The sequence below is a fragment of the Pantoea sp. S61 genome, from assembly GCF_016625145.1.
In the GTDB taxonomy this organism is placed as follows: Bacteria; Pseudomonadota; Gammaproteobacteria; order Enterobacterales; family Enterobacteriaceae; genus Pantoea; species Pantoea rwandensis_B.
The window spans coordinates 58505-84631 of record NZ_JACVUO010000020.1; the positions used below are offsets into that span (position 1 = coordinate 58505).

Consider the following 26127-nt stretch of genomic DNA (forward strand, 5'->3'; position numbering starts at 1 on the left):
TTTTTCCTCAAGCCAAATTGACAACGGCGGACTCGCGAGCCCCCTGCTGTGCCGAATGTTGGAACCAGGCTAATTGCCCGTGTAAATTCACCACTTCGCCAATCACGATGAGTGCTGGCGTGGGCGCGGCCACTGCCAGCGCCTCTAGTTGATCTAATGTTCCGGTCAGCACTTGCTGATCCTGTCGCGTGCCACAGCCAATCACTGCCACTGGCGTGGAAGCCGCGCGTCCATGTTCGATAAGGCCCGCCGCGATTTCTGCCGCTTTCAACGTGCCCATATAAATCGCTAAGGTCTGACGCGCACGCGCCAGGGTTGGCCAGTCGATGCCTTCGCTATCACTGCGTAAATGGCCGGTGACAAACAGCACGCTCTGCGCGTGATCGCGATGGGTTAACGGAATCCCGGCATAGGCGGTGGCACCCGCCGCTGCGGTAATGCCCGGCACCACCTGGAACGGAATGCTCGCTGCCTTCGCCGCCTGCAACTCTTCGCCGCCGCGACCAAAGATAAAGGGATCGCCACCTTTCAGACGCACCACGCGTTTACCCTGCTGCGCCAGCTCGACCAGCATCGCATTGGTCTCTTCCTGAGATACGGAGTGTGCTCCAGCGCGTTTACCGACGCAGATGCGGTCAGCATCACGGCGTACCAGTTCCAATACTTCGTCACTCACCAGATGGTCATACAGCACCACATCCGCCAGTTGCATTACCTGCAGGCCACGTAACGTCAGTAAACCGCTGTCACCTGGACCCGCGCCCACCAGCGTGATTTCACCCTGATTGTCGCTGCTGTTCTCTAACTCACGATCCAGCGTGCGGCGGGCTTCATTGACGTTACCGGCTGACATCTGGCTGGCGAACAAACCGTTAAATGCCCGCTCCCAAAAACGACGACGTTCCGACATGCTGTGATAGCGCTGTTTAACCTTGTCACGCCACTGTCCCGCCACTTCAGCCATCTGGCCGAGATTGGCAGGTAACAACGACTCGATTTTTTCACGCAGTAAGCGGGCCAACACCGGCGCGGTACCACTGGAGGAGATCGCCACCACCAACGGGGAGCGATCGACAATTGAAGGGAAGATAAAACTGCACTTGGGCTGATCGTCGACGACGTTGACCAGCTTGTGGCGGGCATTGGCGGCATCAAAAACCTGCGCATTGAGCGCGTTATCATCAGTGGCAGCGATGACTAAGAAGACGCCATCCAGTTGAACTGGATCGAAGTGATGTGCAATCCACTCAATGGCATCGATTTCCAGCAGCGCCTGCAACTCATGGCCGAGGTCGCGCGCTGCTATCAGCACACGCGCACCGGCACGTCGCAGCAGTTCGATTTTACGCGCCGCGATTTCACCACCGCCAACAACCAGCACTGGACGGTTTTTGAGATCGGCAAAGAGAGGCAGATAATCCACGTTAACCTTGTTAGTTTTACAATAAGTTAACGCGACTATACTTTCCCACCTTCTGGCAGATGAAATTACGAATTGGCATTAGTAGTTACCGAATGGAATAACGCCCCAGGATTGCTGATAACAATTTGTGCTTAACAGATGATATTGCTGGTGTTTCGGAGCAATTCAAATTGTGCAATCGCGGTCACAGTTTCATACTAACCCGGAATTTTTTTAGCATCACGGGATGACATAAAAGGACAATTACTATGTTTGCCACTCTCCGCCGCACCGTGCTGGCTGCACTGATCGCGGGCGGTTTGCCTCTCTTTGCCCATGCTGCAAGCTACGCGCCAGGGCATTTTGCCGAACAGCAGCTACGCCACATCGCCACCTACTTCCCTGGCCGTATGAGCGGCAGCCCTGCTGAGCTGATGACGGCCGACTATTTGCAGCAGCAATTCACCGAGCTTGGCTATAAGAGTAATACCCGCCAGTTCAATACCAGCTACAACTGGTTAGAGCGCAAGGGCGAAACCCGCGCACGTAATGTCTCCGCCACGTCGGTGATCGCCGCGCGCAGCGGTGCGGTGCCGCAAGAAATCCTGATCGTCACGCATCTCGACACCTGGACGCCACTCAGCCGCCATGAGGCGGATAGCAATCTGGGCGGCCTGCGTTTACAAGGTGTGGACGACAATGCATCCGGTCTGGGTGTGATGCTGGAACTGGCGCAACAGCTGAGTAAAACGCCACTGCACTACGGCGTGCGCTTTGTCGCGCTTAGCGCTGGTGAAGCCGGGCTGCACGGGATGGATGACTACCTGTCGCGCATGAGCGCGCAGGAGAAAAAGAACACGCTGCTGGTGATTGATCTCAACAGCCTGATCGTCGGCGAGCACCTCTATTTTAACAGTGGTGCCAATACGCCCTCAGCGGTACGCAAGCAGACCAGCGCGCGCGCCGTGCAACTCGCACATCGCTACGGTATTTCCGCCGCCAGCCACACGCTGACGGCACGCGACTATCCGGGCGTGAATCCCTTTGATAAAGCCGGCATGCCGCTGCTGGATGTCACCGCCGCCAACTGGGCGCTGGGTAATAAAGACGGACAGCAGCAGCGGGCGCACAGCAGCCACTTCCCGGAGGGCAACGTACGCCACCAAACCGACCGTGATAACCTCAATTATCTGGATCGCTGGCTACCGGGCCGGATTACGCAACGCACGCGTGATAGCGTAAAGATCTTACTGCCGCTGGTCACCGAGCTGGCTAACCCAACAACTTAAGGATTTGCTATGTACGTGGTGTATCTTAACTATTTCCGTCCGGCAGAAGAAGCCGATGCACTGCTGGCGCCACACATTGAGTGGCTGGATCGTTACTTTGACAGCGGTGACTTTATTGCAGCAGGCCGTAAAGATCCGCGCACCGGCGGCATGGTGCTGGTGAAGGAGATGGATCGCGCCCGTTTGGATACTATCCTCGCGGAAGATCCTTTTGTCGCGGTGGCGCATTATGACGTGACCAAAGTAAACGTGACGCGTGCAGCGGAGGCGTTTGAAGGGTTAAAAGGGATTTAAGGACGACATAGTAGCGGCACGATTTATCGTGTACCTGTCAGCGTTAGAGGCGCTGCAGGGAGGCGCGATAAATCACGCCGCTACCCTTTTATTGATGCATCAACCTTCGTGCAATCCGCACTCGCGCTTCAGGCCAAAGAAGCGAGTTTCTTCTTCTGCCATGCCCGGTTCCCACTTCTTAGTGGTGTGCGTATCGCCCACTGACAAATAGCCTTCATCCCACAGCGGATGATACTTGAGGCCATGTTGTTTCAGGTACTGGTGCACCTGACGGTTATCCCAGTCAATGATCGGCAGAATCTTGAACACACCGCGCTGCACCGCCAGTACCGGCAAACTGGCGCGGCTGCCTGACTGGTCACGGCGCAGACCCGCAAACCAGGTCTGCGCACCCAGCGTTTCCAGCGCGCGATTCATCGGTTCGACCTTGTTGATCTGGTTGTACTGCTCAATCCCCTCGACGCCCTGCTCCCACAGTTTGCCGTAGCGCGCTTCCTGCCATGCTGGAGAAGTCTCAGCACGGAAGATTTGCAGATTGAGATTGAGCTTCTCAGTCAACTCATCAATAAAGCGGTAAGTTTCCGGGAACAGATAGCCGGTATCGGTCAGGATCACCGGCGTATCCGGTTTCTGCTGCGTCACCATATGCAGCAGAACCGCCGCCTGAATACCAAAGCTGGAGGACAGCACAAACGCGCCCGGCATATTCTCCAGCGCCCAGCTCACGCGCTGCTCAGCGGAGAGTTTCTCCAGCTGCACGTTGCTTTCGGCCAATGCCATGATGCGATCGACTTTGCTGCCACTATTCAGTGCTGCGAGATCAAGTACCGTCATACTGCCTCCGAGTCCCAAAAATCACGGGCGGGATCCACCACGGCTTTGATGATGCCAGCGCGAATCACGAAGTCACCGAAGCCTTCATCGGCCTGACGCTCGGTTGCCCAGCGCGCCACTAATTCGTCGATGCTGGCCAGAATTTCGCCTTCGTTGATGTTCTCGCGGTACATGCGTGGAATGCGTGTACCCATGCGATTGCCGCCAATGTGTAAGTTGTAGCGGCCAGGTGCTTTACCCACCAGACCTAACTCAGCCAGCAAAGCACGGCCACAGCCGTTCGGGCAACCGGTAACGCGTAGCACTATGTGCTCTTCACCGACGCCATGCTTATGCATGATCTCTTCCACCTTGGTCACAAACGAAGGCAGGAAGCGTTCGGCTTCGGCCATCGCTAATGGGCAGGTTGGGAAAGCCACACAAGCCATTGAGTTTTCACGCTGTGGCGTCACCGCTTCCATCAAACCGTGTTCACGGGCGATAGCTTCGATCTGCGCTTTTTGCTTCTCGGGCACACCGGCTACGATCAGGTTCTGGTTAGCAGTCAGGCGGAAATCGCCTTGGTGAATTTTGGCAATTTCGGCGATGCCGCGTTTCAGCGGACGGCCTGGATAATCCAGCAGACGACCGTTTTCAATAAACAGCGTCAGGTGCCATTTCTTATCAATGCCTTTCACCCAGCCAACGCGGTCGCCACGCGTGGTAAACGCGTAAGGACGAATCGGTTCAAACGTCAGGCCAGCACGCTTTTCAACTTCCGCTTTGAAGGTTTCGACACCGACACGTTCCAGCGTGTACTTGGTTTTGGCATTTTTACGATCGGTACGGTTACCCCAGTCGCGCTGCGTGGTCACTACCGCAGCCGCCACATCAAGGATCTTCTCTACCGGCAGGAAGCCAAATTCACTCGCAGTACGCGCATAAGTCGCTTTATTACCGTGATCAATTGACAAACCACCGCCAACCAACAGGTTAAAGCCAATCAGCTTACCGTTCTCAGCAATAGCGATGAAGTTCAGGTCATTCGCATGCAGATCGACATCGTTATGCGGTGGCACCACCACGGTCGTTTTGAACTTACGCGGCAGATAGGTTTCGCCCAGGATCGGCTCTTTATCCGTCGTGGCAACTTTTTCTTTATCCCACCAAATCTCAGCGTATGCGCGGGTTTTCGGCAGCAGGTGCTCAGAGAGCTTTTTCGCCCACTCGTAGGCTTCCTGGTGCAGTTCCGACTCGACCGGATTCGAGGTACAGAGCACGTTACGGTTGACGTCATTCGCCGTTGCCAATGCATCGAGGCCAACTTCGTGCAGCATCTGGTGCGTTGGCTTCACGTTCTTTTTCAGAATGCCGTGAAACTGGAAGGTCTGACGGTTAGTCAGACGGATGCTGCCATAAATGGTTTTATCGGTGGCGAACTTATCAATCGCCAGCCATTGCGTTGGCGTGATAATCCCGCCCGGCAGGCGGCAACGCAACATCATCGCGTGGCGCGGCTCAAGTTTCTGCGCCGCACGCTCCGCACGAATATCGCGGTCGTCCTGCTGGTACATGCCGTGGAAACGGATCAACAGGAAGTTATCGCCACTGAAGCCGCCGGTCAGGCCATCATCGAGATCCTCGAGAATGGTGCCGCGCAGGTAGTTACTCTGTTTTTTCAGACGCTCTGCGTCGGTCAGCTTGCCTTCAACGACCAGCGGTCCAGGATGTTTTTCGCTCATTAGTAAACGTCTCGCTGATAACGGCGCTCAATGCGCAGCTCACTTAAAAATTCGTCAGCCGTTTCACGATCCATGCCGCCGTGTTCGACCACCACATCCAGTAATGCCTGCTCAACGTCTTTCGCCATGCGATTAGCGTCGCCGCAGACGTAAAGGTGCGCGCCTTCTTCAATCCAGCGCCACACTTCCGCCCCTTTGGCGCGGATTTTATCTTGTACGTATATTTTCTCAGCCTGGTCACGTGACCACGCTAAATCAATGTGGGTCAGCAAACCGTCTTTGACGTACTTCTGCCATTCCACCTGATAGAGGAAATCATCGGTGAAGTGCGGATTACCAAAGAACAGCCAGTTTTTGCCGCCTGCGCCGTCGTTATCACGCTGCTGCATAAAGGAACGGAACGGCGCGATGCCCGTGCCAGGGCCGACCATGATCACCGGGGTTTCCGGATTCGCCGGCAAGCGGAAGTTGTCGTTGTGTTCGATGAACACGCGGATATCGCCCTCTTCTTCGATTCGATCTGCCAGCCAGGTTGAAGCACCGCCGCCGCGCTGACGACCATCAATCTCGTAACGCACCGCACCGACAGTAATATGTACTTCGGTATCCGTTTCCGCTTGCGATGAAGCAATCGAATAGAGGCGCGGTGTGAGAGGACGCAACAGACCAGTGAGCTGTTCTGCATTGAGTTCAGTCGGTGCCTGACGCACCATATCGACAATCGGGAAGCTCTGCGCATAGCTCTGTAATTTCGGTTTATCACCCGACAGCGCCAGCAGCGCATCATTGCGTGACAGCGCAGCATACTGTTCAACGATCTGCGGCGTGTTCACCGTCAACTCATAATGCTTTTGCAGCGCTTCAGCCAGCGGCAGGTTTTCACCGTTAACCTCAACCGGCTCGTCGCCTTTCAGCCACACCAGTTGCAGCAGTTCCTGCACCAGTTCGGCGTCATTCTCAAACCACACGCCCAGCGCATCGCCCGGCTGATAGCGCAGACCAGAATCGCCCAGATCGATTTCGATATGGCGAACATCTTTATCCGAATCGCGACCGGTAATTTTTTGGTTAGCGGCAAAACTGGCGGTCAGCGGCGCTTCTTTGGTGTAAGGGCTGCTGTGAATGTCATTCACAGCACCGGAAGCCGTCACGGCCGCCACCACTGAAGGCTCACCTGGCACGCGCGCTTTCAGAATCTCGGTCAGCTGTTGACGCCAGGCCGCAGCATGCTCTTTGTATTCCACATCGGCATCAACACGATCCAGCAGGCGTTCTGCACCCAGTTCCGCCAGGCGCTCATCAAAATCTTTACCGGCTTTGCTAAAGAATTCGTAAGAGGTATCGCCGAGGCCGAACACCGCAAACGCGGCGCCAGCAGCAAATTTCGGCGCTTTTTTCGACAGCAGGAATTTGTGCAACGCCACGGCTTCTTCTGGTGGCTCACCTTCACCTTGAGTGGAAGTGACAACAACCAGTAATTTCTCCTGACCGATTTGCTTAAACTTGTAGTCCCCGGCGTTCACCAGATTAACGCTCAGCTTAGCGGCCAACAGGTCATCACGCAGCTGTTCAGCCAGGCGACGTGCGTTACCGGTCTGCGATGCGGAGATCAGCGTGATGGTTGGCACCTCGGCCTGCACCGGCGCGGGTGCGGCAACGGCGCCCGGCGTCTGGTTGACCATGCCCCAGAAGTAGCCGGAAAGCCAGGCCATCTGAGTGGTGTTAAAATCCGTGGTCGCTGCCTGTAAGCGCGCGAGTTGCTCCGGATTAAGCGGAAGCATTGAACCTGGTGCCTGAGTCGTCATCGCGTTAAAAATTCCAGTGTCTGAAGTCCGGACCGATATATGGCGGAAGAGTGGGTAGGTTACCGGGCTGTATATTAACGATTAAATACGCCTTCGACATAATTAATAACCAAAATGACTAAGTGGTTTTTCGGGTAATGTTAATCGGCAAAAGTGGTAAATAAAGACGCGGTTATTCAATACGTTAATCAACTCGTTGCGGCATAGGCGTGCGCAAAATGCCCTTTTCATCGTAAGCGGGTGCGAAAAATCTGTGATTCAGGTAGAATTCGGCGGTTTTTAAGTCTGAGAGCCATTATGTCTACCACGCTGTTTAAAGAGTTCCAGTTCGAATCTGCCCACCGCCTGCCGCATGTGCCTGAAGGGCATAAATGTGGTCGTCTGCATGGCCATTCGTTCCTGGTGCGATTAGAAATCACCGGTGAAGTGGATGCGCATACCGGTTGGGTAATGGATTTTGCCGAACTAAAAGCGGCGTTTATGCCGATTTATGATCGTCTCGATCATCACTATCTGAATGATATTCCAGGCCTGGAAAATCCAACCAGCGAAGTGCTGGCAAAATGGATTTGGGATCAGATGAAGCCGATCCTGCCAGAACTGAGTGCAGTGATGATCAAAGAAACCTGTACCGCTGGGTGTACTTATAAAGGTTAATCACGGTTAACGGGCTGCCGCTGTGCAGCCTGACTTTCCTGCTATACGCTTCTTTACGTTCACTTCATCTCGCTGTCATCTGTCCCCTCTACGTTGTTGTCTCCTTCATTAAAGATCAAGAGAATCAACAATGAACTTCGTTAAACGCCTTTCTGTCATTGCTTTGCTTGTTTCAGCCTCTGCTGCCGTTCAGGCGCAAAACGTACTGGATTTTCCGCAGCCAGAGAAAGTCCCGGATGAGTTCTATGCCGTGACTGAGATTCCTGCAGGCGGGATGATCAAATATGAAACCGATGCGAAAACCGGTTTCATCGTTGCTGACCGTTTCCAGTCGATGCCGGTTGCCTATCCGGCGAACTACGGTTCATTGACTCAGTCACTGGGCGGTGATGGCGATCCGCTGGACGTGATCTTCTACACCCGCGCGCCACTGCAACCGGGCACACTGATCAAACTGCGCCCGATTGGCGTGCTGAAAATGATTGATGGTGGCGAAGTGGACGACAAGATTGTTGCGGTGCCAACCAGCAAAATCGACCCAACCTATGACGACATCAAAGAGATGAAAGACCTGCCGAAGATGGAGCAGGAGCGTCTGCAGGCGTTCTTCCGCGTGTATAAGCAGTTGCCAGATGGTCGTAAAAAAGTTGAGCTGAATGGCTTTGAGGATGCGGCGAAAGCCAAAGCTGAGATCAAACAGGCGTTCGACGCGTATAAAGCGAAGCAGTAATACGTTCGGCTGCACCGGTATGGGCTTGAACAAGGTCGCCACAAATGGCGACCTTGCAGAATCGGTGCAAATTTCGCCGGGTGCGCATTGAAGCGCACCGAATTCATCAGGCGATATTCAAATACTTATGTGTCTGCATCGAAAGACGCCAGTTACGCGCAATGCAGGTCTCAATGCACAGTTTGGTGGCGGCATCGCCACGACTGATCGGTTGCAGCGCCACGATGCGCTTCTTGTCATCGTGCAAGCCTGCCAGCAGCCCATCCAAAGCTTCCACATCTCGCTCACGCGCCACCGGATGTTTAATTTCATCGGCACGCTGCAACGCCTGTGGCAGCACATCATAACCACCGCGCATATTCACCTTCGGTGAGACCGTCACCCAGGTGCTGTCAGAACAGTGCACTTCATGCGTACCACTGGTCTCAATCTGGCACTCGAAACCGGCTGCTTCCAACGCCTCGGTCAACGGGCGCAAATCAAAAATAGCCGGTTCGCCACCGGTGATCACTACATGGCGTGCAGTCCAGCCCTGACGTTGAATCGTCTCAATCAGCATCGCCGCATCGGCACTGCCCCAGGCATCACTCTCCACGGTTTTCACCAGAATATCGCCCAGCGAGGTCTCCCGATCGGCCAGTTTTTCCCACGTATGCTTGGTATCACACCAGCTACAGCCCACCGGACATCCCTGTAAGCGGATGAACAGCGCCGGAACACCGGTGTAAAATCCTTCGCCCTGCAGGGTCTGGAACATTTCGTTGATCGGGTAGAACATTTTTTACTCACGTCTAAAATTCGAGGCGCAGATTATGGCAGATTTTCACCGCCGGTTCACAGCTGCTTCGTGCCAAAAAAGCAAAAGCCCCGCACGAGGCGGGGCTTTATCAGCGATGATGCGGCCCATCCGGCCACATCAACAGACCTTTACTGGCCTTTAACTTCTTTCAGACCGTTGAACGGGGCTTTGTCGCCCAGCGCTTCTTCGATACGAATCAGTTGGTTGTACTTAGCAACACGGTCAGAACGGCTCATAGAACCGGTTTTGATCTGGCCTGCTGCAGTACCGACCGCCAGGTCAGCGATGGTCGCATCTTCAGTTTCACCTGAACGGTGTGAAATCACCGCGGTGTAACCTGCATCCTTTGCCATCTTGATTGCAGCCAGCGTTTCGGTCAGAGAACCGATCTGGTTGAATTTGATCAGGATGGAGTTAGCGATGCCTTTATCGATACCTTCTTTCAGGATTTTGGTATTGGTCACGAACAGGTCGTCACCTACCAGCTGAATTTTGTCGCCCAGTACTTTGGTCTGGTAAGCGAAGCCCGCCCAGTCAGACTCGTCCAAACCGTCTTCGATAGACACGATTGGGTACTGTTTGGTCAGGTCTTCCAGGAAGTGCGTGAACTCTTCAGAGGTGAAAGCTTTGTTGCCTTCGCCAGCCAGCACATATTTGCCGTCTTTGTAGAATTCAGACGCTGCACAGTCCATCGCCAGGGTGATGTCTTTGCCCAACTCGTAGCCTGCTGCTTTTACCGCTTCAGCGATAACAGCCAGCGCTTCGGCGTTAGAACCCAGGTTAGGCGCGTAGCCACCTTCGTCACCGACCGCAGTGCTCATGCCTTTGGCTTTCAGCACTTTTGCCAGGTTGTGGAAAACTTCAGAACCCATACGGATGGCTTCTTTCACGTTTTTCGCGCCAACAGGCTGAATCATGAATTCCTGGATATCAACGTTGTTATCCGCGTGCTCACCACCGTTGATGATGTTCATCATAGGCAGTGGCATAGAGAATTTGCCTGGGGTGCCGTTCAGTTCAGCGATGTGCGCGTACAGTGGCAGGCCTTTAGAAGCCGCAGCCGCTTTAGCTGCTGCCAGCGAAACCGCCAGAATGGCGTTAGCGCCGAAGTTGGATTTGTTCTCAGTACCGTCCAGCTCGATCATGATCTTATCGATGTTCGCCTGGTCTTTGGCATCTTTACCGGTTACCGCAGCAGCGATAGGACCGTTAACAGCGGCAACCGCTTTGGTCACGCCTTTGCCCAGGAAACGAGATTTGTCACCGTCACGCAGCTCCAGTGCTTCGCGAGAACCGGTTGAAGCACCTGATGGCGCAGCAGCCAGACCAACGAAACCGCCTTCCAGATGCACTTCTGCTTCTACAGTCGGGTTGCCACGGGAGTCGATGATTTCGCGACCGATGACTTTTACGATTTTGGACATTCGATTTTCCTCAGTACAAGTTAGTCAATCCTAAGACAAACAACGCGCGAAAAGTTCGCGCGCTGTTCGTTAAACTCTTACTTCGCTAACCGCTTCTGGTGCTCCTGCGCGGCTTTAACAAAGCCAGCGAACAGCGGATGACCATCACGCGGGGTCGACGTGAATTCCGGGTGGAACTGACAAGCTACAAACCACGGATGGTTCGGGAGTTCGATGATCTCCACCAGCTGGTCGTCGCCGGAACGGCCCGCAATATGCAGACCCGCCGCTTCAATCGGCTTCAACAGCAGATTGTTCACTTCATAACGATGACGGTGACGTTCAGTAATCACGTCAGAACCGTATAGCTGGCGCACTTTACTTTCCGGCGTCAACTGGCACTGCTGGCTACCCAGACGCATGGTGCCGCCCAGATCGCTCTGCTCAGTACGTTGCTCAACGTTGCCTTCTTCATCACGCCATTCAGTGATCAGCGCGACCACTGGGTACTTACAGTCTGGCACAAATTCCGTTGAGTTGGCGTCTGCCATCCCGGCCACGTTGCGTGCGAATTCCATCAGCGCAACCTGCATACCCAGGCAGATACCGAGGTAAGGGATGTTGTTCTCACGCGCGTATTGCGCAGTGAGCATTTTGCCTTCCACACCACGGTAGCCGAAGCCACCCGGGATCAGGATAGCATCCAGATCTTTCAGAATTTCGACACCGCGTGATTCTACATCCTGCGAGTCGATCAACTTAATGTTCACGGTCACACGATTTTTCAGGCCACCGTGCTTCAGTGCTTCAATCACTGATTTGTAAGCATCAGGCAGCTCGACATACTTGCCGACCATACCGATGGTCACTTCGCCGCCCGGATTGGCTTCTTCATAGATAACCTGTTCCCATTCGGCCAGGTTCGCTTCCGGAGCGCTCAGATTGAAACGCTTACAGATATAGTCATCCAGACCCTGTGATTTCAACAGGCCAGGAATCTTGTAGATGGAATCCACATCTTTCAGGGAAATAACCGCTTTCTCGGGCACGTTACAGAACAGGGCGATCTTCGCACGTTCGTTGGCCGGCACAGCACGGTCAGAACGGCAGATCAGCACATCAGGCTGGATACCGATCGACAGCAGCTCTTTCACTGAATGCTGGGTTGGCTTGGTTTTCACTTCGCCTGCAGCGGCCATATACGGCACCAAAGTCAGGTGCATATACATGGTGTGTTCACGGCCCACATCAACGGCCATCTGGCGAATCGCTTCGAGGAACGGCAGGGATTCGATATCGCCTACGGTACCGCCGATTTCCACCAGCACGACATCATGACCTTCGCCGCCTTCAATAATGCGTTCTTTGATGGCGTTGGTGATGTGTGGGATGACCTGAATCGTGGCACCCAGATAGTCACCGCGACGCTCTTTGCGCAGCACTTCTGAGTAGATACGACCGGTCGTAAAGTTGTTGCGGCGCGACATTTTGGTACGGATGAAGCGCTCGTAGTGACCCAAGTCCAGATCGGTTTCGGCCCCATCATCGGTAACAAACACTTCACCGTGCTGCGTTGGGCTCATGGTACCCGGATCGACGTTAATGTACGGATCGAGTTTCATGATGGTCACATTCAGACCACGTGCTTCAAGGATGGCTGCGAGGGAGGCTGCGGCAATGCCTTTGCCCAGAGAGGATACGACCCCGCCGGTCACAAAAATATAATTCGTTGTCATGCTGAACCTGAGAGTTTAGGTTTAAAGACGGTGGAATAACCAAGACGGGAAAATAGTATACCCGAAGTCGTCCTCAGCCACAATTGATGAATCACATCACCCCCCCGCATTGCAGCCGATAACATAGCGAATAGGCGAGGGTGAAATGTTGATGTGCGTCACAAAGTTGCCGCTTGGCTGAATCGAGTAAGCTCAAGCGGACAATTTATGCGCAATGCAGGAATAATCGACGATTTAAAGAATAACCGCTTAGTCTTTGTTCTCACTGCATTTCACCTGCTGCCAGGCGGCTTCCATTTGATCCAGGGTCGCATCCTGCATCGCCAGTCCCTGCCCGCTGATGATGGATTCAACCTGACGGAAGCGACGCTCAAATTTATCATTGGCTTTTTGTAAGGCGATTTCGGCCTTGCTGCCCAAATGACGAGAAAGGTTGACGGTGGCAAACAGCAAATCGCCAATCTCCTCTTCCAGCTTGTCATTGTCGACCACCGCCTGCTGCGCTTCGTGCATCACTTCATCGATTTCTTCATGCACTTTATCGAGCACTGGCCCCAGGTTGTTCCAGTCGAATCCCACCGTGCTACAGCGCTTCTGGATTTTGTGAGCACGCATCAGTGCAGGCAGGGCTTTTGGAATGTCATCCAGCACCGAATGCTGTGACTTCTCTGCACGCTCGCTGTGTTTGATCGCTTCCCAGTTTTTCAGCACTTCCTGTGTGGTTTCAGCCTGCACATCACCAAAAATATGCGGATGACGGCGCTCCAGCTTGTCGCTGATGGCGTTGCAGATGTCATCGAAATTGAAACGGTGCTGCTCATCGGCCATCTGCGCATAAAACACCACCTGAAACAGCAGGTCGCCCAGTTCACCGCGCAGGTCATCAAAGTCCTCGCGCTGAATCGCGTCGATCACTTCGTAGGTCTCTTCCAGCGTGTAAGGGGCGATGGAGGCGAAGGTCTGCTGACGATCCCACGGGCAGCCACGTTCCGGGTCGCGCAGGGTTTGCATGATGGTGAGCAGACGATTCAGGGCGGTCATGGGGAAATCCTTAGGGGTTAAAAATGGAAAAGGTCGCCAAAATGGCGACCCTGAGGCGCACCGAAATCAGGTCGACACGTCATTGATGGCCATACCCTGCACCCAAAACAACGAAGACGTGCCATTTCGGGCGTACAGTAAATGCCAGGCTGCCCTTTCATGGCGGCCTGGCCACATCAGTTCAGACGGCGTGCGTCGATGATATCCGGCACCTGGTTAAGACGCGCCAGCACGCGACCCAGCACCTGCTGGTTATAGATTTCGATATCCATATCAATGGTTGCCAGCTGCTTTTTGGTGTCGCTGCGGCTGGAAACGCCCAGCACGTTAACCTTCTCATTCGCCAGAATGGTGGTGATATCGCGCAGTAACCCGCTGCGATCGTTGGCCGTCACGCGCACCACCAGCGAATAACCGCTGGAGTAATCTTCGCCCCACACCGCATCGACAATACGCTCAGGCGCATGGGAGATCAGTTCGCTGAGCTGGTCACAGTCGGCACGGTGAATGGAAATTCCGCGCCCCTGGGTGATAAAGCCCACAATATCGTCACCCGGAATCGGCTGGCAGCAGCGCGCAATGTGGTGCAGCAGATTGCCCACACCTTCCACCACCACGCGTCCACTCTCTCTGCGCGCAGAGGAAGGCTGATGTGATTTTTGCGTCAGCTGGCGCAGCGCTTCACGATCTTCCTCTTCCGCACTCGGCTTGTTGAGCTTGGCTTGCAGGAAGTTGACCATCTGATTGAGGCGAATATCACCGCCACCAATCATCGCCAGTAGCTCATCCTGCGAGCTGACGTTATAACGCGGCAGCAGAATTTTTTCTGCATCGCGGAAACTGATATCCAGCTGGCTCAACTCGCTTTCAAGAATCTGGCGGCCAGCCAGAATGTTCTTGTCGCGATCCTGTTTGCGGAACCAGGCATGAATTTTTGAACGGCCACGGCTGGTGGTGATATAGCCGAGGTTCGGGTTCAGCCAGTCGCGGCTCGGGTTCGGCTGCTTCTGGGTAATGACCTCAATCTGATCGCCCATCTGCAATTGATAGGTGAACGGCACGATACGGCCGCTGATCTTGGCACCAATGCAGCGATGGCCGATATCACTGTGAATATGATAAGCGAAGTCCAGCGGTGTTGAACCGGATGGCAGATCGACTACATCACCTTTCGGGGTAAACACGTACACCCGATCGTCAAAGACCTGGCTGCGCACCTCTTCCAGCATCTCGCCGGAATCCGCCATCTCTTCCTGCCAGGTAATCAGCTTACGCAGCCACGCAATGCGTTCTTCGTGCCCTGCCGCACCGCGCGCGTTGCTGGAAGTCGGGCCTTCTTTGTACTTCCAGTGCGCGGCCACGCCCAACTCCGCATCTTCATGCATCTGGCGAGTACGAATCTGGATCTCTACCGTCTTGCCCTGCGGACCGAGCACCACCGTGTGAATGGATTGATAACCGTTGGGTTTTGGATTGGCAACGTAGTCGTCGAACTCGCTGGGAAGATGGCGATACAGCGTGTGCACGGTGCCCAGGGCGCCATAGCAATCCTGCAAACGTTCCGCCACGATGCGCACCGCGCGCACATCGAACAGCTCATCAAACGCCAGCGACTTCTTCTGCATCTTGCGCCAGATGCTGTAGATATGTTTCGGGCGGCCATAGACTTCAGCACGCACGCCCTCCTTCTGCATCTCTGCACGTAAGTTACTCACGAAGTTATCAATGTAACCTTCGCGGTCAATACGGCGCTCATGCAGCAGTTTGGCGATGCGTTTGTACTCATCGGGGTGCAGATAGCGGAAGCAGTAATCTTCCAGCTCCCATTTGAGCTGACCGATACCCAGACGATTGGCTAACGGCGCATAGATGTTGGTGCTCTCTTTGGCAGCGAGCACACGTTCGTCTTCAGGTGCATCCTTCATTTCACGCAGGTGGGCGATACGCTCGGCCAGCTTGATGACCACGCAGCGGAAATCTTCCACCATCGCCAGCAGCATGCGGCGCACGTTATCCACCTGCTCGGAGGCCATCGAATCATTGTGGATGGCTTTCAGCTGGCGGATCGCGTCCATATCGCGCACGCCGTGTACCAGCGAGACAATGCCTTTGCCGAACGACTTTTCCAGCTCTTCTTCACTGACCACATCCGCGTTGGCCAGCGGGAACAGTAAGGCCGCGCGCAGGCTATCGTTGTCCATACTGAGCATAGTGAGTATTTCCACCATCTCAATACCGCGCCACAGCAGCAGAGCCTGATCTGGATGGTTGTGCGTTTCGGTTTCACAGTAGCGCCAGGTATCCGCCAATCGCTGACAGGATTGCGGATTATTGATATTTAAACTGGCGATCCACTGGTCGAGGGCAAATTCCCCTTCCGTATTCAAATGCGCACTTCTAACCGCAACCATATCCTCTCCTGCCATAACGACGAAAACGCCGCTTATGCTTTGCTAAACAGCACCATGGACTCGAGATGACTGGTATGAGGAAACATATCCAGCATCGCGACCCTTTCCAAATGGTAGCCCGCCGACAGTAATGCCTGACTGTCGCGCGCAAGTGTTGTTGGGTTACAGGAAACATAGACCACGCGTTGTGGCGCAAGTTTAACGATATGCGACATCACACCCGCGGCCCCAGCACGTGCTGGATCCAGTAACACCTTGTTAAATCCCTGCGCTGCCCACGGCTGGTGGGCAACGTCTTCTTCCAGATTGTGCTGGAAAAAGCGGACATTTTTAAGATTATTCAGCTCAGCATTATACGCTGCCTGGTGGACTAAAGCTGCAACACCCTCCACACCCACAGCATTTTGTACGAACTTTCCTACAGGCAAAGTGAAATTACCCATACCGCAAAACAGATCCAGCACCCGATCTTCGGGCTGTAAATCGAGCCATTCAATGGCTTTTGCCACCATCTGCTGATTCACGCCATCATTCACCTGAATGAAATCCTGCGGGCTGAAAGTCAGTTTCAAATCAAACGATTGGTAGAACGGTGCATAATCCCCCAGCGGCTGCAAAGTGTCGCCGCCGTCGGCCAGATACAGCATCAGCTGATGCTCATGCGAAAAGCGTTCCAGTTTTGCACGATCGCCTGCGGACAATGCATCAAGATGACGCAGCACCATCACCGGGCCATTGTCCGCCAGCACTAACTCGATATGGCCCAGTCGCCGTGCGGCCTGCAAGGTGCTGAGGCAGTGGTGCAATGGCTGGAGTAACGCCTCAAGCTCGGGCACCAAAATAGGGCATTGGCTTAGCGCCACTAAATCATTGGTTGCTGCCTGGCGAAAACCCATCAGCAAACGCTGCTGTTTAGGCTGCCATTGCAGTCCCAGGCGAGCGCGGCGGCGGTAGCCCCAGGTGTTGCCACGGATGATCTCATTTACCTGCACCGGCAAAGGCGCATCCCGACTCAGCATTCGGCTCAGCGCATGTGCTTTACTCTCCTCCTGTAACGCGATCGCGGCATGCTGTTGCTGGCATCCACCGCAGACACCAAAGTGCACGCAGCGCGGTTTTTCCCGCTGTGCGCTCGGCTGAGTAATCTTTTTGGCTTTGGCCCGCGAGAACTGACGTTTATCTTCCACGACCATGACTTCGGCCTGTTCACCCGGCAGTGCGCCGCTGACAAACATCGCTTTGCCATTATGGCGCGCAACACCTTGTCCAAAGGGGTCAAGGTCTTCGATAGTGACGGTAATACGCTGCTTTGTCGCCACACGCTGTTTTGCGGAGTAAAATTGCGCCATAGTGTTGTGAATTCTCTAAATTAATGGGGTGTGCCATCGCAAGCAGATTGTGCACAGGGATATCAATGCCAGGAGTTGCCAGGCCACAATTATGACCAAATATAGCCTGCGGGCGCGAATGATGATTTTGATACTGGCGCCAACGTTAATGATTGGTCTGCTGCTCAGTACCTTCTTCGTGGTGCACCGTTATAACGAATTACAACATCAGGTGCGCGATGCCGGATCGAACATTATTGAACCGCTGGCTGTCTCCAGCGAATACGGCATGACCTGGCACAATCGTGATGCGATTCGCGAGCTGGTCAGCCTGCTGCATCGTCGTCATTCCGATATTGTCCGTGCCATTACCATTTTCGACAACAACAATCACATCTACGTCACCTCGAACAACAACCAAAACCTCGCGTTATTGCAAAAAGAAGACATCTCGACGCTGGAAGATGGTGTATCGGTGGAGCGCCACGGCAATTTGATGGTGCTGCGAACCCCGATTATCTCCGAACGCTATTCCGTAGACGAACTGCCCGGTGAAGATGCCAAACCCGCGGGGAATCCGTTGGGGTATGTGGCCATTGAACTCGATCTGCAATCGGTGCGGCTGGAGCAGTACAAAGAGGTGTTTGTGGCCACTTTGCTCTTACTTTTTTGTTTGTGCATCGCCATGCTGTTTGCCTATCGTCTGATGCGCGACGTCACCGGGCCGATTCGGAACATGGTTTCCACCGTTGACCGCATCCGTCGCGGCCAACTCGACAGCCGCGTTGATGGCTATATGCTGGGCGAACTGAGCATTCTGAAAAACGGCATCAATGCCATGGCGATGTCGCTCACTGCCTATCACGAAGAGATGCAGCAGAATATCGATCAGGCCACGTACGATCTGCGTGAAACCCTGGAACAGCTGGAGATTCAAAACGTCGAGCTGGATTTGGCAAAGAAGCGCGCGCAGGAAGCGGCGCGTATCAAATCAGAATTCCTCGCCAATATGTCACATGAATTACGAACACCGCTCAACGGAGTGATTGGCTTTACCCGTCAGATGCTGAAAACCGGACTGAGCACCAACCAGCGCGATTATATGAGCACCATTGAGCGCTCGGCCAATAACCTGCTGAGCATCATCAACGATGTGCTGGATTTCTCGAAACTCGAAGCCGGCAAGCTGGTGCTGGAATCGATCCCCTTCCCGCTCCGCGCCACGCTGGATGAAACCCTGGTGCTGCTGGCACCTTCAGCACATGACAAAGGGCTGGAGATCACCGTTTGTCTGGAAAAACAGGTGCCGGATAATGTGATTGGCGACCCGCTGCGTTTACAGCAGATCATGATTAACCTGATTGGTAATGCCATTAAGTTTACTGAGCAGGGGCACATCGATTTGCGTGTTGAGCTGCGTAGCCTGAGCACCACGCGCGTTGAACTGGAAATTCAGGTACACGACACCGGCATTGGCATTTCTGAGCAGCAACAGTCACAGCTGTTCCAGGCGTTCCGTCAGGCCGATGCGAGTATTTCCCGCCGCCACGGCGGCACCGGTTTGGGTCTGGTGATCACGCAAAAACTGGTGTCGGAGATGGGCGGAGAGATTGCATTCCACAGCCGTCAAAATCAGGGATCCACTTTCTGGGTGCACGTTCATCTCGATCTCAATCCCAACGCGCCGCCCATCCCGCGCATGCTGGAAGATCTGCGTGCCATCCCGTTAGCCTATATCGAACCCCATGCTGCGGTGGCGAAAGCGGTACAGGAGATGCTCAGCATCACGCCGCTGCAGGTTCAGCATTTCACTTCACTGGAAGCGCTGCCGGATACCCGCTTCCCGCTGTTGTTGATGGGATTGCCGGTGAACGATCCTCACCCTGCCACGCTGCCGGATGCGTTAATTCAGCGGCTGCGCGCGCATGCCGATTCGGTACTGCTGGCGCTGCCCAGCGAGATGATGCTGTTCGCCGACGATTTGCGCGCACGTGGCATCGCCGGCTGTATCGCCAAACCCGTCTCACTGACGCGCTTGTTGCCGATGCTGCTGGATTTACACAGTTTGCATAACGATGCCTTACCGCACAGTACCCGCCAGCCGCTGACGGTGATGGCGGTGGATGACAATCCTGCCAATCTGAAATTAATTGGTGCGCTGCTGGAGGAGCAGGTTCAGCACATCATTCTGTGCGACAACGCTGAACAGGCCATCCGCCAGGCGCGGTTACACAAGCTGGATGTGATTTTAATGGATATCCAGATGCCGGATATCGACGGCATTCGCGCCAGTGAAATCATTCGCAGCCTGCCGCTGCATGCGAATACCCCGATTGTCGCGGTCACTGCACATGCACTGGATGGCGAGCGCCAGCAGCTGATTGGTGCCGGGATGAATGATTATCTGGCGAAGCCGATTGACGAAGGCAAACTGAGCCAGCTGTTGCAGCGTTATGCCCCGAACCCCACGGCGGCACCCACACCGCTGCCAGATGTTGCGCCGTCGCTCGACTGGGCGCTGGCACTGCGTCAGGCCGCCAACAAACCGGATCTGGCGCGCGATCTGCTGCAGATGCTGCTGGATTTCCTGCCGGAAGTGGAGGCGCGCGTGGAGAGTTCCATGGCCAGTAATGATGTTAATGGCCTGCGCGAGATCATCCACAAGCTGCACGGCAGCGCCAGCTACAGCGGCGTGCCCAGACTGAAACAGCTGTGTCAGCAGCTGGAGAAGAGTCTGCATCAGGAGAGTGATATCGAAGCGCTGGAGCCGGAATTGCTGGAATTGAGTGATGAGATGGCGAACGTGGCGCGTGAGGCCAGGAAAGTGTTGGGCGTGGGATAAGGGAACGTTTCATGCCCTCTGCCACTCACCAAAGAGAGTTAAACGAGCCAGGTTAAAGAATGACTCGTCGCCTCCATCATCGCAACCAACAGTCCCCCTCGCCCGATCACGGGAGAGGGTTAGGGTGAGGTGACCGCGCCTGTAAGGCCAGCCCCACATTGTTCACTGCCACGACATTGCGCGCGATCAGCCGCATCTATAAGGCCTGCCCCACCTTGATCGTTGCCGCCACATTGCGCGCGGTCAGTCGCACATTTTGCGCCGCATTGGCTAACGCATCCTCCAGCGAGCCAATGCTGAACAGCACACTGAAAACCGCATCCAGCCCGTGCTGATGCACCACGCCAACATCTGCGGTTAAACTGCCCGCAATGCCAATCACCGGCTTGTTAAATTGCTTCGCCACCTTCGCCACACCAATCGGCACTTTGCCGTTAATCGTCTGGCTATCAATGCGTCCTTCGCCGGTAATCACCAGATCGGCATCTTGCACCTGATCCGCTAGCTCAAGGGCTTCCGTGACGATCTCGATACCGCGACGCAGCTCGGCCTGGCAAAACGCATGCAGTGCCGCGCCCATGCCCCCCGCCGCACCGCCGCCCGCAATGTGCAGCACATCAATGTCTAAATCGCGATGGATAATCTCAGCGTAATGCGCCAGCGCGTTATCCAGTTGATGCACCAGTTCCGGCGTGGCTCCTTTTTGTGGACCAAAGATCGCCGAGGCACCTTCTTCACCGGTCAAAGGATTAGTAACATCGCAGGCCACTTCTATGCGGCACTGCTGAATACGTTTATCCAGCTGATCGATTTCAATCCGCGCCAGCTGCGGCAGTGCGCCGCCGCCAAAGGCAATCTCATTGCCCTGCTGGTCCAGCAAGCGAGCGCCCAGCGCCTGCATCATGCCGGATCCTCCATCGTTCGTGGCGCTGCCACCAATACCAATAATGATGTGGTCAACACCGCGATCGAGCGCGTTTTTAATCAGCTCGCCGGTGCCATAAGAGTTGGTGATCAGCGGGTCACGCTGCGCGGCCGGCACCAGTTCCAGACCGCTGGCTGCCGCCATTTCGATAAATGCGCTGCGCTCATCACCGGATAATCCGTAAAAAGCTTCAACCGGCGCGCCGAGCGGTCCGGTCACGGTTAATCTGACAATACTTCCTTGCGTCGCCGCCACCATGGCTTCTACCGTGCCTTCACCACCGTCGGCGACCGGTATTTTCACGTATTCGGCGTCGGGAAAAATCTCGCTAAATCCCGCTTCAATCGCCGCAGCCACTTCCAGGGCAGACAAACTCTCTTTATATGAATCCGGTGCGATGACAATTTTCATAGGCAATCCGAGCGCGATGGGTGACGGAATTCCGTCCTGCTAAAGCAGTGAGCAGTCCGGCATCCGCAGACACCGGACAGGCAAACTACCGGGTGATCTCGACCTGAGCTAATTTTTCATAATAGCAAGCCAGCGCACTATGGTCAGAAGTGCCCTTACCGTCGACTTTCAGTGCCTGCATCATTTCCATCACCGCAGCCGTCAGCGGCAGATGCGCGCCAATGCCGTGTGAAGTGTCCAGCGCATTCGCCAAATCCTTGATGTGCAGATCGATGCGGAAGCCCGGCTTGAAGTTACGATCCAGCACCATTGGCGCTTTGGCATCAAGTACCGTGCTGCCTGCCAGCCCACCACGAATCGCCTGATAGACCAGTTCTGGGTTTACACCGGCTTTGGTTGCCAGCGACAGCGCTTCGGACATCGCCGCGATGTTCAGCGCCACAATCACCTGGTTCGCCAGCTTGGTCACGTTGCCTGCACCGATATCACCGGTGTGCACCACGGAACCCGCCATGGCTTTCATGATGTCGTAGCATTGGTCGAATACCGCTTTATCGCCACCGACCATCACGGACAGCGTGCCCTCAATCGCTTTCGGCTCGCCACCACTGACCGGCGCATCCAGCATCTTGATGCCTTTTTCTGCCAGCGCATCGTGCACTTCACGGCTGGCCAGTGGCGCAATCGAACTCATGTCGATCACAATCAGGCCAGGCTTCGCGCCTTCGATAATCCCGTTGGCGCCGAGGCAAACCTCTTTCACCTGCGGTGAGTTCGGCACCATGGTGATCACCACATCAACCTGTTCGGCGACCTCTTTTGGCGTTTTCGCCACGGTGGCGCCCAGTTCCACCAGTTCAGCTTCGTTGCTAACGTTGTGGTCACGCACCACCAGCGAATAACCGGCTTTCACCAGGTTTTTACTCATCGGTTTGCCCATAATACCGAGGCCGATAAATCCAATTTTCATTGCCTTTCCCCTTCGTCAGTTATTTCTTAAATTTGTCGCACAGCGCCTGCGTGGCGTTGCGGAAAACACCCAGATCGCTGCCCACAGCAACGAAGGTGGCACCCCATTCCAGATAACGACGTGCGTCAGCTTCCACCGGCGCCAGAATGCCGCTGGGTTTACCTGCTGCTTTGGCACGTTCAAAAATGTGTTTAATCACTTTCAACACTTCAGGATGCGCAGGCTGGCCGAGATAGCCGAGTGCGGCAGACAAGTCACCCGGTCCGACAAAAATGCCATCCACGCCGTCAACGGCCGCGATCGCGTCGATGTTATCCACGGCCTGCTGAGTTTCGATTTGCACCAACACGGTGATGTTGTCATTGATGGTGGCGTTGTAATCCGGCAGCGTGCCGTACATGTTGCTGCGATGCGAAACCGACACGCCGCGAATGCCCGCTGGCGGATAGCGCGTTGACGCTACGGCGCGAATCGCCTCTTCCTCGGTCTCCACAAACGGCACCAGGAAGTTATAGAAACCAATATCCAGCAGGCGTTTGATGATAATCGGCTCATTGCACGGCGGACGCACTACCGGCGCACTGTGGCTGCCCTTCAGCGCCATCAACTGCGGGATAAAGGTGGTGATGTCGTTTGGCGCGTGCTCGCCATCCAGCACCAGCCAGTCAAAGCCCGCCAGGCCCAGAACTTCGGTGGAAATCGGGCTAGCAAGCGCGCACCAGCTACCAATCAGGGTTTCCCCTGCCAGTAAACGGCGACGAAAAGTGTTCGGCCAGGCATTGCTCATTGTGATTACTCCAGTCGGTTACAACAGGCGCCCGCACGGAGCGCCGGAAACGTTAGCGCACCAGGCAAGGACGCTTGTTATCGAAAGTCCAGTTCGGCACGAGGTACTGCATCGCTTGCGCATCATCACGCGCGCCCAAACCGTGTTTCTGATACAGCGAGTTAGCCTGCATCACCTGATCCATATCCAGCTCGACGCCGAGACCGGGTTTCTGCGGCACCTGTACCATGCCGCCTTTGATTTGGAACGGCTCTTTGGTCAGGCGCTGGTTGCCCTCCTGCCAAATCCAGTGGGTATCGATGGCGGTAATGGCGCCTGGCGCAGCAGCGGCTACGTGGGTGAACATCGCCAGCGAAATATCGAAATGGTTGTTGGAGTGCGAACCCCAGGTCAGGCCGAAGTCGTGGCACATCTGCGCCACGCGCACCGAACCTTGCATGGTCCAGAAATGCGGGTCGGCCAGCGGGATATCCACCGATTGCAGCGACAGCGTGTGGCCCATTTGACGCCAGTCGGTGGCAATCATGTTGGTGGCCGTTGGCAAGCCAGTCGCGCGACGGAATTCCGCCATCACTTCACGCCCGGAATAGCCCTGCTCAGCGCCACAGGGGTCTTCCGCATACGCCAGCACGCCTTTAAGTTGTTTACCGAGCAGAATCGCCTCATTCAGCGACCAGGCACCGTTAGGGTCGAGCGTCACACGCGCCTGCGGGAAGCGTTTCGCCAGAGCAGTGACGGCTTCGGCTTCTTCGCCACCGCGCAGCACGCCGCCTTTGAGTTTGAAATCGTTGAAGCCATATTTTTCATAGGCGGCTTCGGCAAGACGCACTACGGTATCTGGCGTCAATGCCTCTTCATGACGCAGACGATACCAGTCGCATTTCTCATCTTCCTGGCTCTGATAAGGCAGCGAGGTTTTCTTACGATCGCCGACGTAGAACAGGTAACCCAGCATCTCCACGCGATCGCGTTGCTGCCCATCTCCCAGCAGTGACGCAACGTTGACGCCCAGATGCTGACCCAGCAGATCCAGCAACGCCGCTTCAATGCCGGTCACCACATGGATGGTGGTACGCAGGTCAAACGTCTGGTTACCACGGCCACTCGAATCGCGATCCGCAAAGGTGCTGCGTACCAGATTGAGGATGTTCTTGTACTCGCCTACGGTTTTTTGCACCACCAGCGCCGCAGCATCTTCCAGCGTCTGACGAATCTTTTCGCCGCCCGGAATCTCCCCGACGCCGGTATGGCCTGAGTTATCTTTGATGATGACGATGTTGCGGGTGAAGAACGGCGAGTGTGCGCCGCTCAGATTGAGCAACATGCTGTCGTGACCGGCCACCGGAATGACTTGCAACGATGTAATTTTCGGGGTCTGACTCATTTCCTGCTCCTTATGCATGACGGCGACCGAAGGCCGGGCGCTTGCGGTCGAATGACCAACCGGGAACCAGATACTGCATCGCGGTGGCGTCATTACGTGCGCCCGCTGGCAGTGATTTATAGAGGGCATTGGCCTGATGCAGACGATCCCAATCCAGCTCAACGCCGAGGCCGGGCTTATCCGGCACCGCGATTTTGCCGTTGCGGATTTGCAGCGGCTCTTTAGTGAGGCGCTGATCGCCTTCCTGCCAAATCCAGTGGGTATCGATAGCTGTCGGTTTGCCCGGTGCGGCAGCGCCAACGTGGGTAAACATCGCCAGCGAAATGTCGAAGTGGTTGTTGGAGTGGCAACCCCAGGTTAAGCCCCAGTCGTCGCACAGTTGCGCCACGCGCACCGCACCGCTCAGCGTCCAGAAGTGCGGATCGGCCAGCGGGATATCCACCGAATTGAGCATCACCGCGTGATTCATCTCGCGCCAGTTGGTGGCGATCATATTGGTGGCGACCGGCAATCCAGTGGCGCGTCGGAACTCCGCCATCACTTCACGGCCGGAATAACCCTGTTCGGCACCGCACGGATCTTCGGCGTAGGTCAGCACATCACCCATGCCTTTGCACAAGCCAATCGCTTCATCCAGCGTCCAGGCACCATTGGGATCGACAGTGATGCGTGCATCCGGGAAGCGTTTTTTCAGTGCGGCCGCGGATTCAATCTCCTGCTCACCCGGCAATACGCCGCCCTTCAGTTTGAAATCTTTGAATCCATATTTGTCCTGCGCCGCTTCGGCTAAACGCACCACCGCTTCCGGCGTTAAGGCTTCCTGATGGCGCAGGTGATACCAGTCATGGCTGGCACCTTCGCCGGTCAGGTACGGTAAATCGGTTTTGCGACGATCGCCGAGATAGAACAGATAACCGAGTACCGTGACCTCATCGCGCTGCTGTCCCGGCCCGAGCAGTTCTGCCACCGGCACGCCCAGACATTGGCCCAGTAAATCCAGCAGTGCGGCTTCCAGCGCCGCCACCGCGTTGACGCGCAGTTCGAAGGTCCAGGCCCCTTTGCCGAAGGTATCGAAATCCGCCGACTGATTGCCTTTGTGCACCTGCTGCACCAGGCGGTTCATGCGCGCCACCTGCTGGCCTTTGACCTGTGGAATCGCCTCTACCAGGGTTTGGTAAATGGTTTCGCCACCCGGCGCTTCACCGACGCCGGTATGACCATCACTTTCGGTCAATACCACGATGTTGCGGGTGAAGCAGGCGCTGTGCGCTCCACCAATGTTCAGCAACATGCTGTCGTAACCGGCAACCGGAATCACCTGCATATCGGTGATCACCGGGCTACTTTGCGTATTCATA

Annotated in this window: 20 protein-coding genes; 5 read left to right on the forward strand and 15 right to left on the reverse strand. The window is 55.2% G+C overall.

The annotated features are described in order from the left end of the window. Positions 1-7: 7 nt before the first annotated feature. Entirely contained in the window at positions 8-1423 is a 1416-nt protein-coding gene (gene cysG, locus IAE30_RS25440; RefSeq protein ID WP_200681233.1) for a siroheme synthase CysG, read from the reverse strand. A gap of 248 nt (positions 1424-1671) precedes the next feature. Here cysG and IAE30_RS25445 point away from each other — a divergent pair, with 248 nt between their 5' ends. Further along, entirely contained in the window at positions 1672-2691 is a 1020-nt protein-coding gene (locus IAE30_RS25445) for an aminopeptidase (RefSeq protein WP_200681234.1), read from the forward strand. 9 nt (positions 2692-2700) lie between these two features. Next, a complete protein-coding gene (locus IAE30_RS25450; protein WP_038645154.1) occupies positions 2701-2985 on the forward strand; it encodes a YciI family protein in 285 nt (94 codons plus the stop codon). 99 nt (positions 2986-3084) lie between these two features. Here IAE30_RS25450 and IAE30_RS25455 read toward each other — a convergent pair whose 3' ends face one another. From IAE30_RS25455 to cysJ, 3 genes are read right to left on the reverse strand one after another with little or no spacing between them, the layout of a single operon-like run. Beyond that, on the reverse strand, positions 3085-3819 hold the full coding sequence (locus IAE30_RS25455) for a phosphoadenylyl-sulfate reductase (RefSeq protein WP_038645152.1): 735 nt from the start codon (positions 3817-3819) through the stop codon (positions 3085-3087). Continuing rightward, positions 3816-5540, reverse strand: coding sequence for an assimilatory sulfite reductase (NADPH) hemoprotein subunit (cysI, locus tag IAE30_RS25460; RefSeq protein ID WP_200681235.1), 1725 nt, complete (start codon positions 5538-5540; stop codon positions 3816-3818). The genes IAE30_RS25455 and cysI overlap by 4 nt, the downstream gene beginning before the upstream one ends. Beyond that, a complete protein-coding gene (gene cysJ, locus IAE30_RS25465) occupies positions 5540-7345 on the reverse strand; it encodes an NADPH-dependent assimilatory sulfite reductase flavoprotein subunit (protein WP_200681236.1) in 1806 nt (601 codons plus the stop codon). Before cysJ ends, cysI begins: the two co-directional genes overlap by 1 nt. 294 nt (positions 7346-7639) lie before the next feature. Here cysJ and queD point away from each other — a divergent pair, with 294 nt between their 5' ends. Both queD and IAE30_RS25475 read left to right on the forward strand, forming a co-directional pair. Beyond that, a complete protein-coding gene (queD, locus tag IAE30_RS25470) occupies positions 7640-8002 on the forward strand; it encodes a 6-carboxytetrahydropterin synthase QueD (RefSeq protein ID WP_176505758.1) in 363 nt (120 codons plus the stop codon). A gap of 130 nt (positions 8003-8132) precedes the next feature. After that, positions 8133-8732 carry an inorganic diphosphatase gene (locus IAE30_RS25475; protein WP_038645149.1) on the forward strand — a complete coding sequence of 200 codons (600 nt, stop codon included), beginning with the start codon at positions 8133-8135 and terminating at the stop codon, positions 8730-8732. A gap of 106 nt (positions 8733-8838) precedes the next feature. Here IAE30_RS25475 and queE read toward each other — a convergent pair whose 3' ends face one another. The 6 genes from queE to rlmD form a co-directional block, all read right to left on the reverse strand. Next, the gene (gene queE / locus IAE30_RS25480) at positions 8839-9510 is read right to left on the reverse strand and encodes a 7-carboxy-7-deazaguanine synthase QueE (protein ID WP_038645147.1); all 672 of its coding nucleotides are present in this window, start codon (positions 9508-9510) and stop codon (positions 8839-8841) included. Positions 9511-9659: 149 nt separating this feature from the next. After that, a complete protein-coding gene (gene eno / locus IAE30_RS25485) occupies positions 9660-10955 on the reverse strand; it encodes a phosphopyruvate hydratase (protein WP_034823037.1) in 1296 nt (431 codons plus the stop codon). Positions 10956-11032: 77 nt separating this feature from the next. Then, positions 11033-12670: a glutamine hydrolyzing CTP synthase gene (pyrG, locus tag IAE30_RS25490; protein ID WP_034823046.1), complete on the reverse strand. Its 1638-nt coding sequence runs from the start codon at positions 12668-12670 to the stop codon at positions 11033-11035. 249 nt (positions 12671-12919) lie between these two features. Further along, complete coding sequence (gene mazG / locus IAE30_RS25495; RefSeq protein WP_038645144.1) at positions 12920-13711, reverse strand: nucleoside triphosphate pyrophosphohydrolase; 792 nt, start codon at positions 13709-13711, stop codon at positions 12920-12922. A 176-nt stretch (positions 13712-13887) separates the two neighbouring features. Beyond that, the gene (relA, locus tag IAE30_RS25500) at positions 13888-16122 is read right to left on the reverse strand and encodes a GTP diphosphokinase (RefSeq protein ID WP_034823050.1); all 2235 of its coding nucleotides are present in this window, start codon (positions 16120-16122) and stop codon (positions 13888-13890) included. Between the two features lie 32 nt (positions 16123-16154). Then, positions 16155-17471 carry a 23S rRNA (uracil(1939)-C(5))-methyltransferase RlmD gene (gene rlmD, locus IAE30_RS25505; RefSeq protein WP_200681237.1) on the reverse strand — a complete coding sequence of 439 codons (1317 nt, stop codon included), beginning with the start codon at positions 17469-17471 and terminating at the stop codon, positions 16155-16157. A 91-nt stretch (positions 17472-17562) separates the two neighbouring features. Between rlmD and barA the strand changes: the two genes are divergently transcribed. Further along, positions 17563-20292: a two-component sensor histidine kinase BarA gene (gene barA / locus IAE30_RS25510; RefSeq protein ID WP_038645139.1), complete on the forward strand. Its 2730-nt coding sequence runs from the start codon at positions 17563-17565 to the stop codon at positions 20290-20292. A 196-nt stretch (positions 20293-20488) separates the two neighbouring features. Here the strand turns inward: barA and IAE30_RS25515 are convergent, their stop codons facing one another. The 5 genes from IAE30_RS25515 to IAE30_RS25535 form a co-directional block, all read right to left on the reverse strand. Next, on the reverse strand, positions 20489-21628 hold the full coding sequence (locus tag IAE30_RS25515; RefSeq protein ID WP_045833709.1) for a glycerate kinase: 1140 nt from the start codon (positions 21626-21628) through the stop codon (positions 20489-20491). 85 nt (positions 21629-21713) lie between these two features. Next, complete coding sequence (gene garR, locus IAE30_RS25520) at positions 21714-22598, reverse strand: 2-hydroxy-3-oxopropionate reductase (RefSeq protein WP_034823058.1); 885 nt, start codon at positions 22596-22598, stop codon at positions 21714-21716. Positions 22599-22617: 19 nt separating this feature from the next. After that, on the reverse strand, positions 22618-23385 hold the full coding sequence (gene garL, locus IAE30_RS25525) for a 2-dehydro-3-deoxyglucarate aldolase (RefSeq protein ID WP_038645135.1): 768 nt from the start codon (positions 23383-23385) through the stop codon (positions 22618-22620). Between the two features lie 52 nt (positions 23386-23437). Continuing rightward, on the reverse strand, positions 23438-24769 hold the full coding sequence (gene gudD, locus IAE30_RS25530; RefSeq protein WP_045833710.1) for a glucarate dehydratase: 1332 nt from the start codon (positions 24767-24769) through the stop codon (positions 23438-23440). A gap of 10 nt (positions 24770-24779) precedes the next feature. Further along, entirely contained in the window at positions 24780-26126 is a 1347-nt protein-coding gene (locus tag IAE30_RS25535; protein ID WP_200681238.1) for an enolase C-terminal domain-like protein, read from the reverse strand. Position 26127 lies beyond the last annotated feature (1 nt).

Excerpts from the sequence above, each read along its gene's own strand:
- IAE30_RS25445 (WP_200681234.1), top strand. The coding sequence starts at position 1,672 with ATGTTTGCCACTCTCCGCCGCACCGTGCTGGCTGCACTGATCGCGGGC.
- IAE30_RS25450 (WP_038645154.1), top strand. The coding sequence starts at position 2,701 with ATGTACGTGGTGTATCTTAACTATTTCCGTCCGGCAGAAGAAGCCGAT.
- IAE30_RS25455 (WP_038645152.1), bottom strand. The coding sequence starts at position 3,819 with ATGACGGTACTTGATCTCGCAGCACTGAATAGTGGCAGCAAAGTCGAT.
- cysI (WP_200681235.1), bottom strand. The coding sequence starts at position 5,540 with ATGAGCGAAAAACATCCTGGACCGCTGGTCGTTGAAGGCAAGCTGACC.
- cysJ (WP_200681236.1), bottom strand. The coding sequence starts at position 7,345 with ATGACGACTCAGGCACCAGGTTCAATGCTTCCGCTTAATCCGGAGCAA.
- IAE30_RS25475 (WP_038645149.1), top strand. The coding sequence starts at position 8,133 with ATGAACTTCGTTAAACGCCTTTCTGTCATTGCTTTGCTTGTTTCAGCC.
- queE (WP_038645147.1), bottom strand. The coding sequence starts at position 9,510 with ATGTTCTACCCGATCAACGAAATGTTCCAGACCCTGCAGGGCGAAGGA.
- eno (WP_034823037.1), bottom strand. The coding sequence starts at position 10,955 with ATGTCCAAAATCGTAAAAGTCATCGGTCGCGAAATCATCGACTCCCGT.
- pyrG (WP_034823046.1), bottom strand. The coding sequence starts at position 12,670 with ATGACAACGAATTATATTTTTGTGACCGGCGGGGTCGTATCCTCTCTG.
- mazG (WP_038645144.1), bottom strand. The coding sequence starts at position 13,711 with ATGACCGCCCTGAATCGTCTGCTCACCATCATGCAAACCCTGCGCGAC.
- relA (WP_034823050.1), bottom strand. The coding sequence starts at position 16,122 with ATGGTTGCGGTTAGAAGTGCGCATTTGAATACGGAAGGGGAATTTGCC.
- rlmD (WP_200681237.1), bottom strand. The coding sequence starts at position 17,471 with ATGGCGCAATTTTACTCCGCAAAACAGCGTGTGGCGACAAAGCAGCGT.
- barA (WP_038645139.1), top strand. The coding sequence starts at position 17,563 with ATGACCAAATATAGCCTGCGGGCGCGAATGATGATTTTGATACTGGCG.
- IAE30_RS25515 (WP_045833709.1), bottom strand. The coding sequence starts at position 21,628 with ATGAAAATTGTCATCGCACCGGATTCATATAAAGAGAGTTTGTCTGCC.
- garR (WP_034823058.1), bottom strand. The coding sequence starts at position 22,598 with ATGAAAATTGGATTTATCGGCCTCGGTATTATGGGCAAACCGATGAGT.
- garL (WP_038645135.1), bottom strand. The coding sequence starts at position 23,385 with ATGAGCAATGCCTGGCCGAACACTTTTCGTCGCCGTTTACTGGCAGGG.
- gudD (WP_045833710.1), bottom strand. The coding sequence starts at position 24,769 with ATGAGTCAGACCCCGAAAATTACATCGTTGCAAGTCATTCCGGTGGCC.
- IAE30_RS25535 (WP_200681238.1), bottom strand. The coding sequence starts at position 26,126 with ATGAATACGCAAAGTAGCCCGGTGATCACCGATATGCAGGTGATTCCG.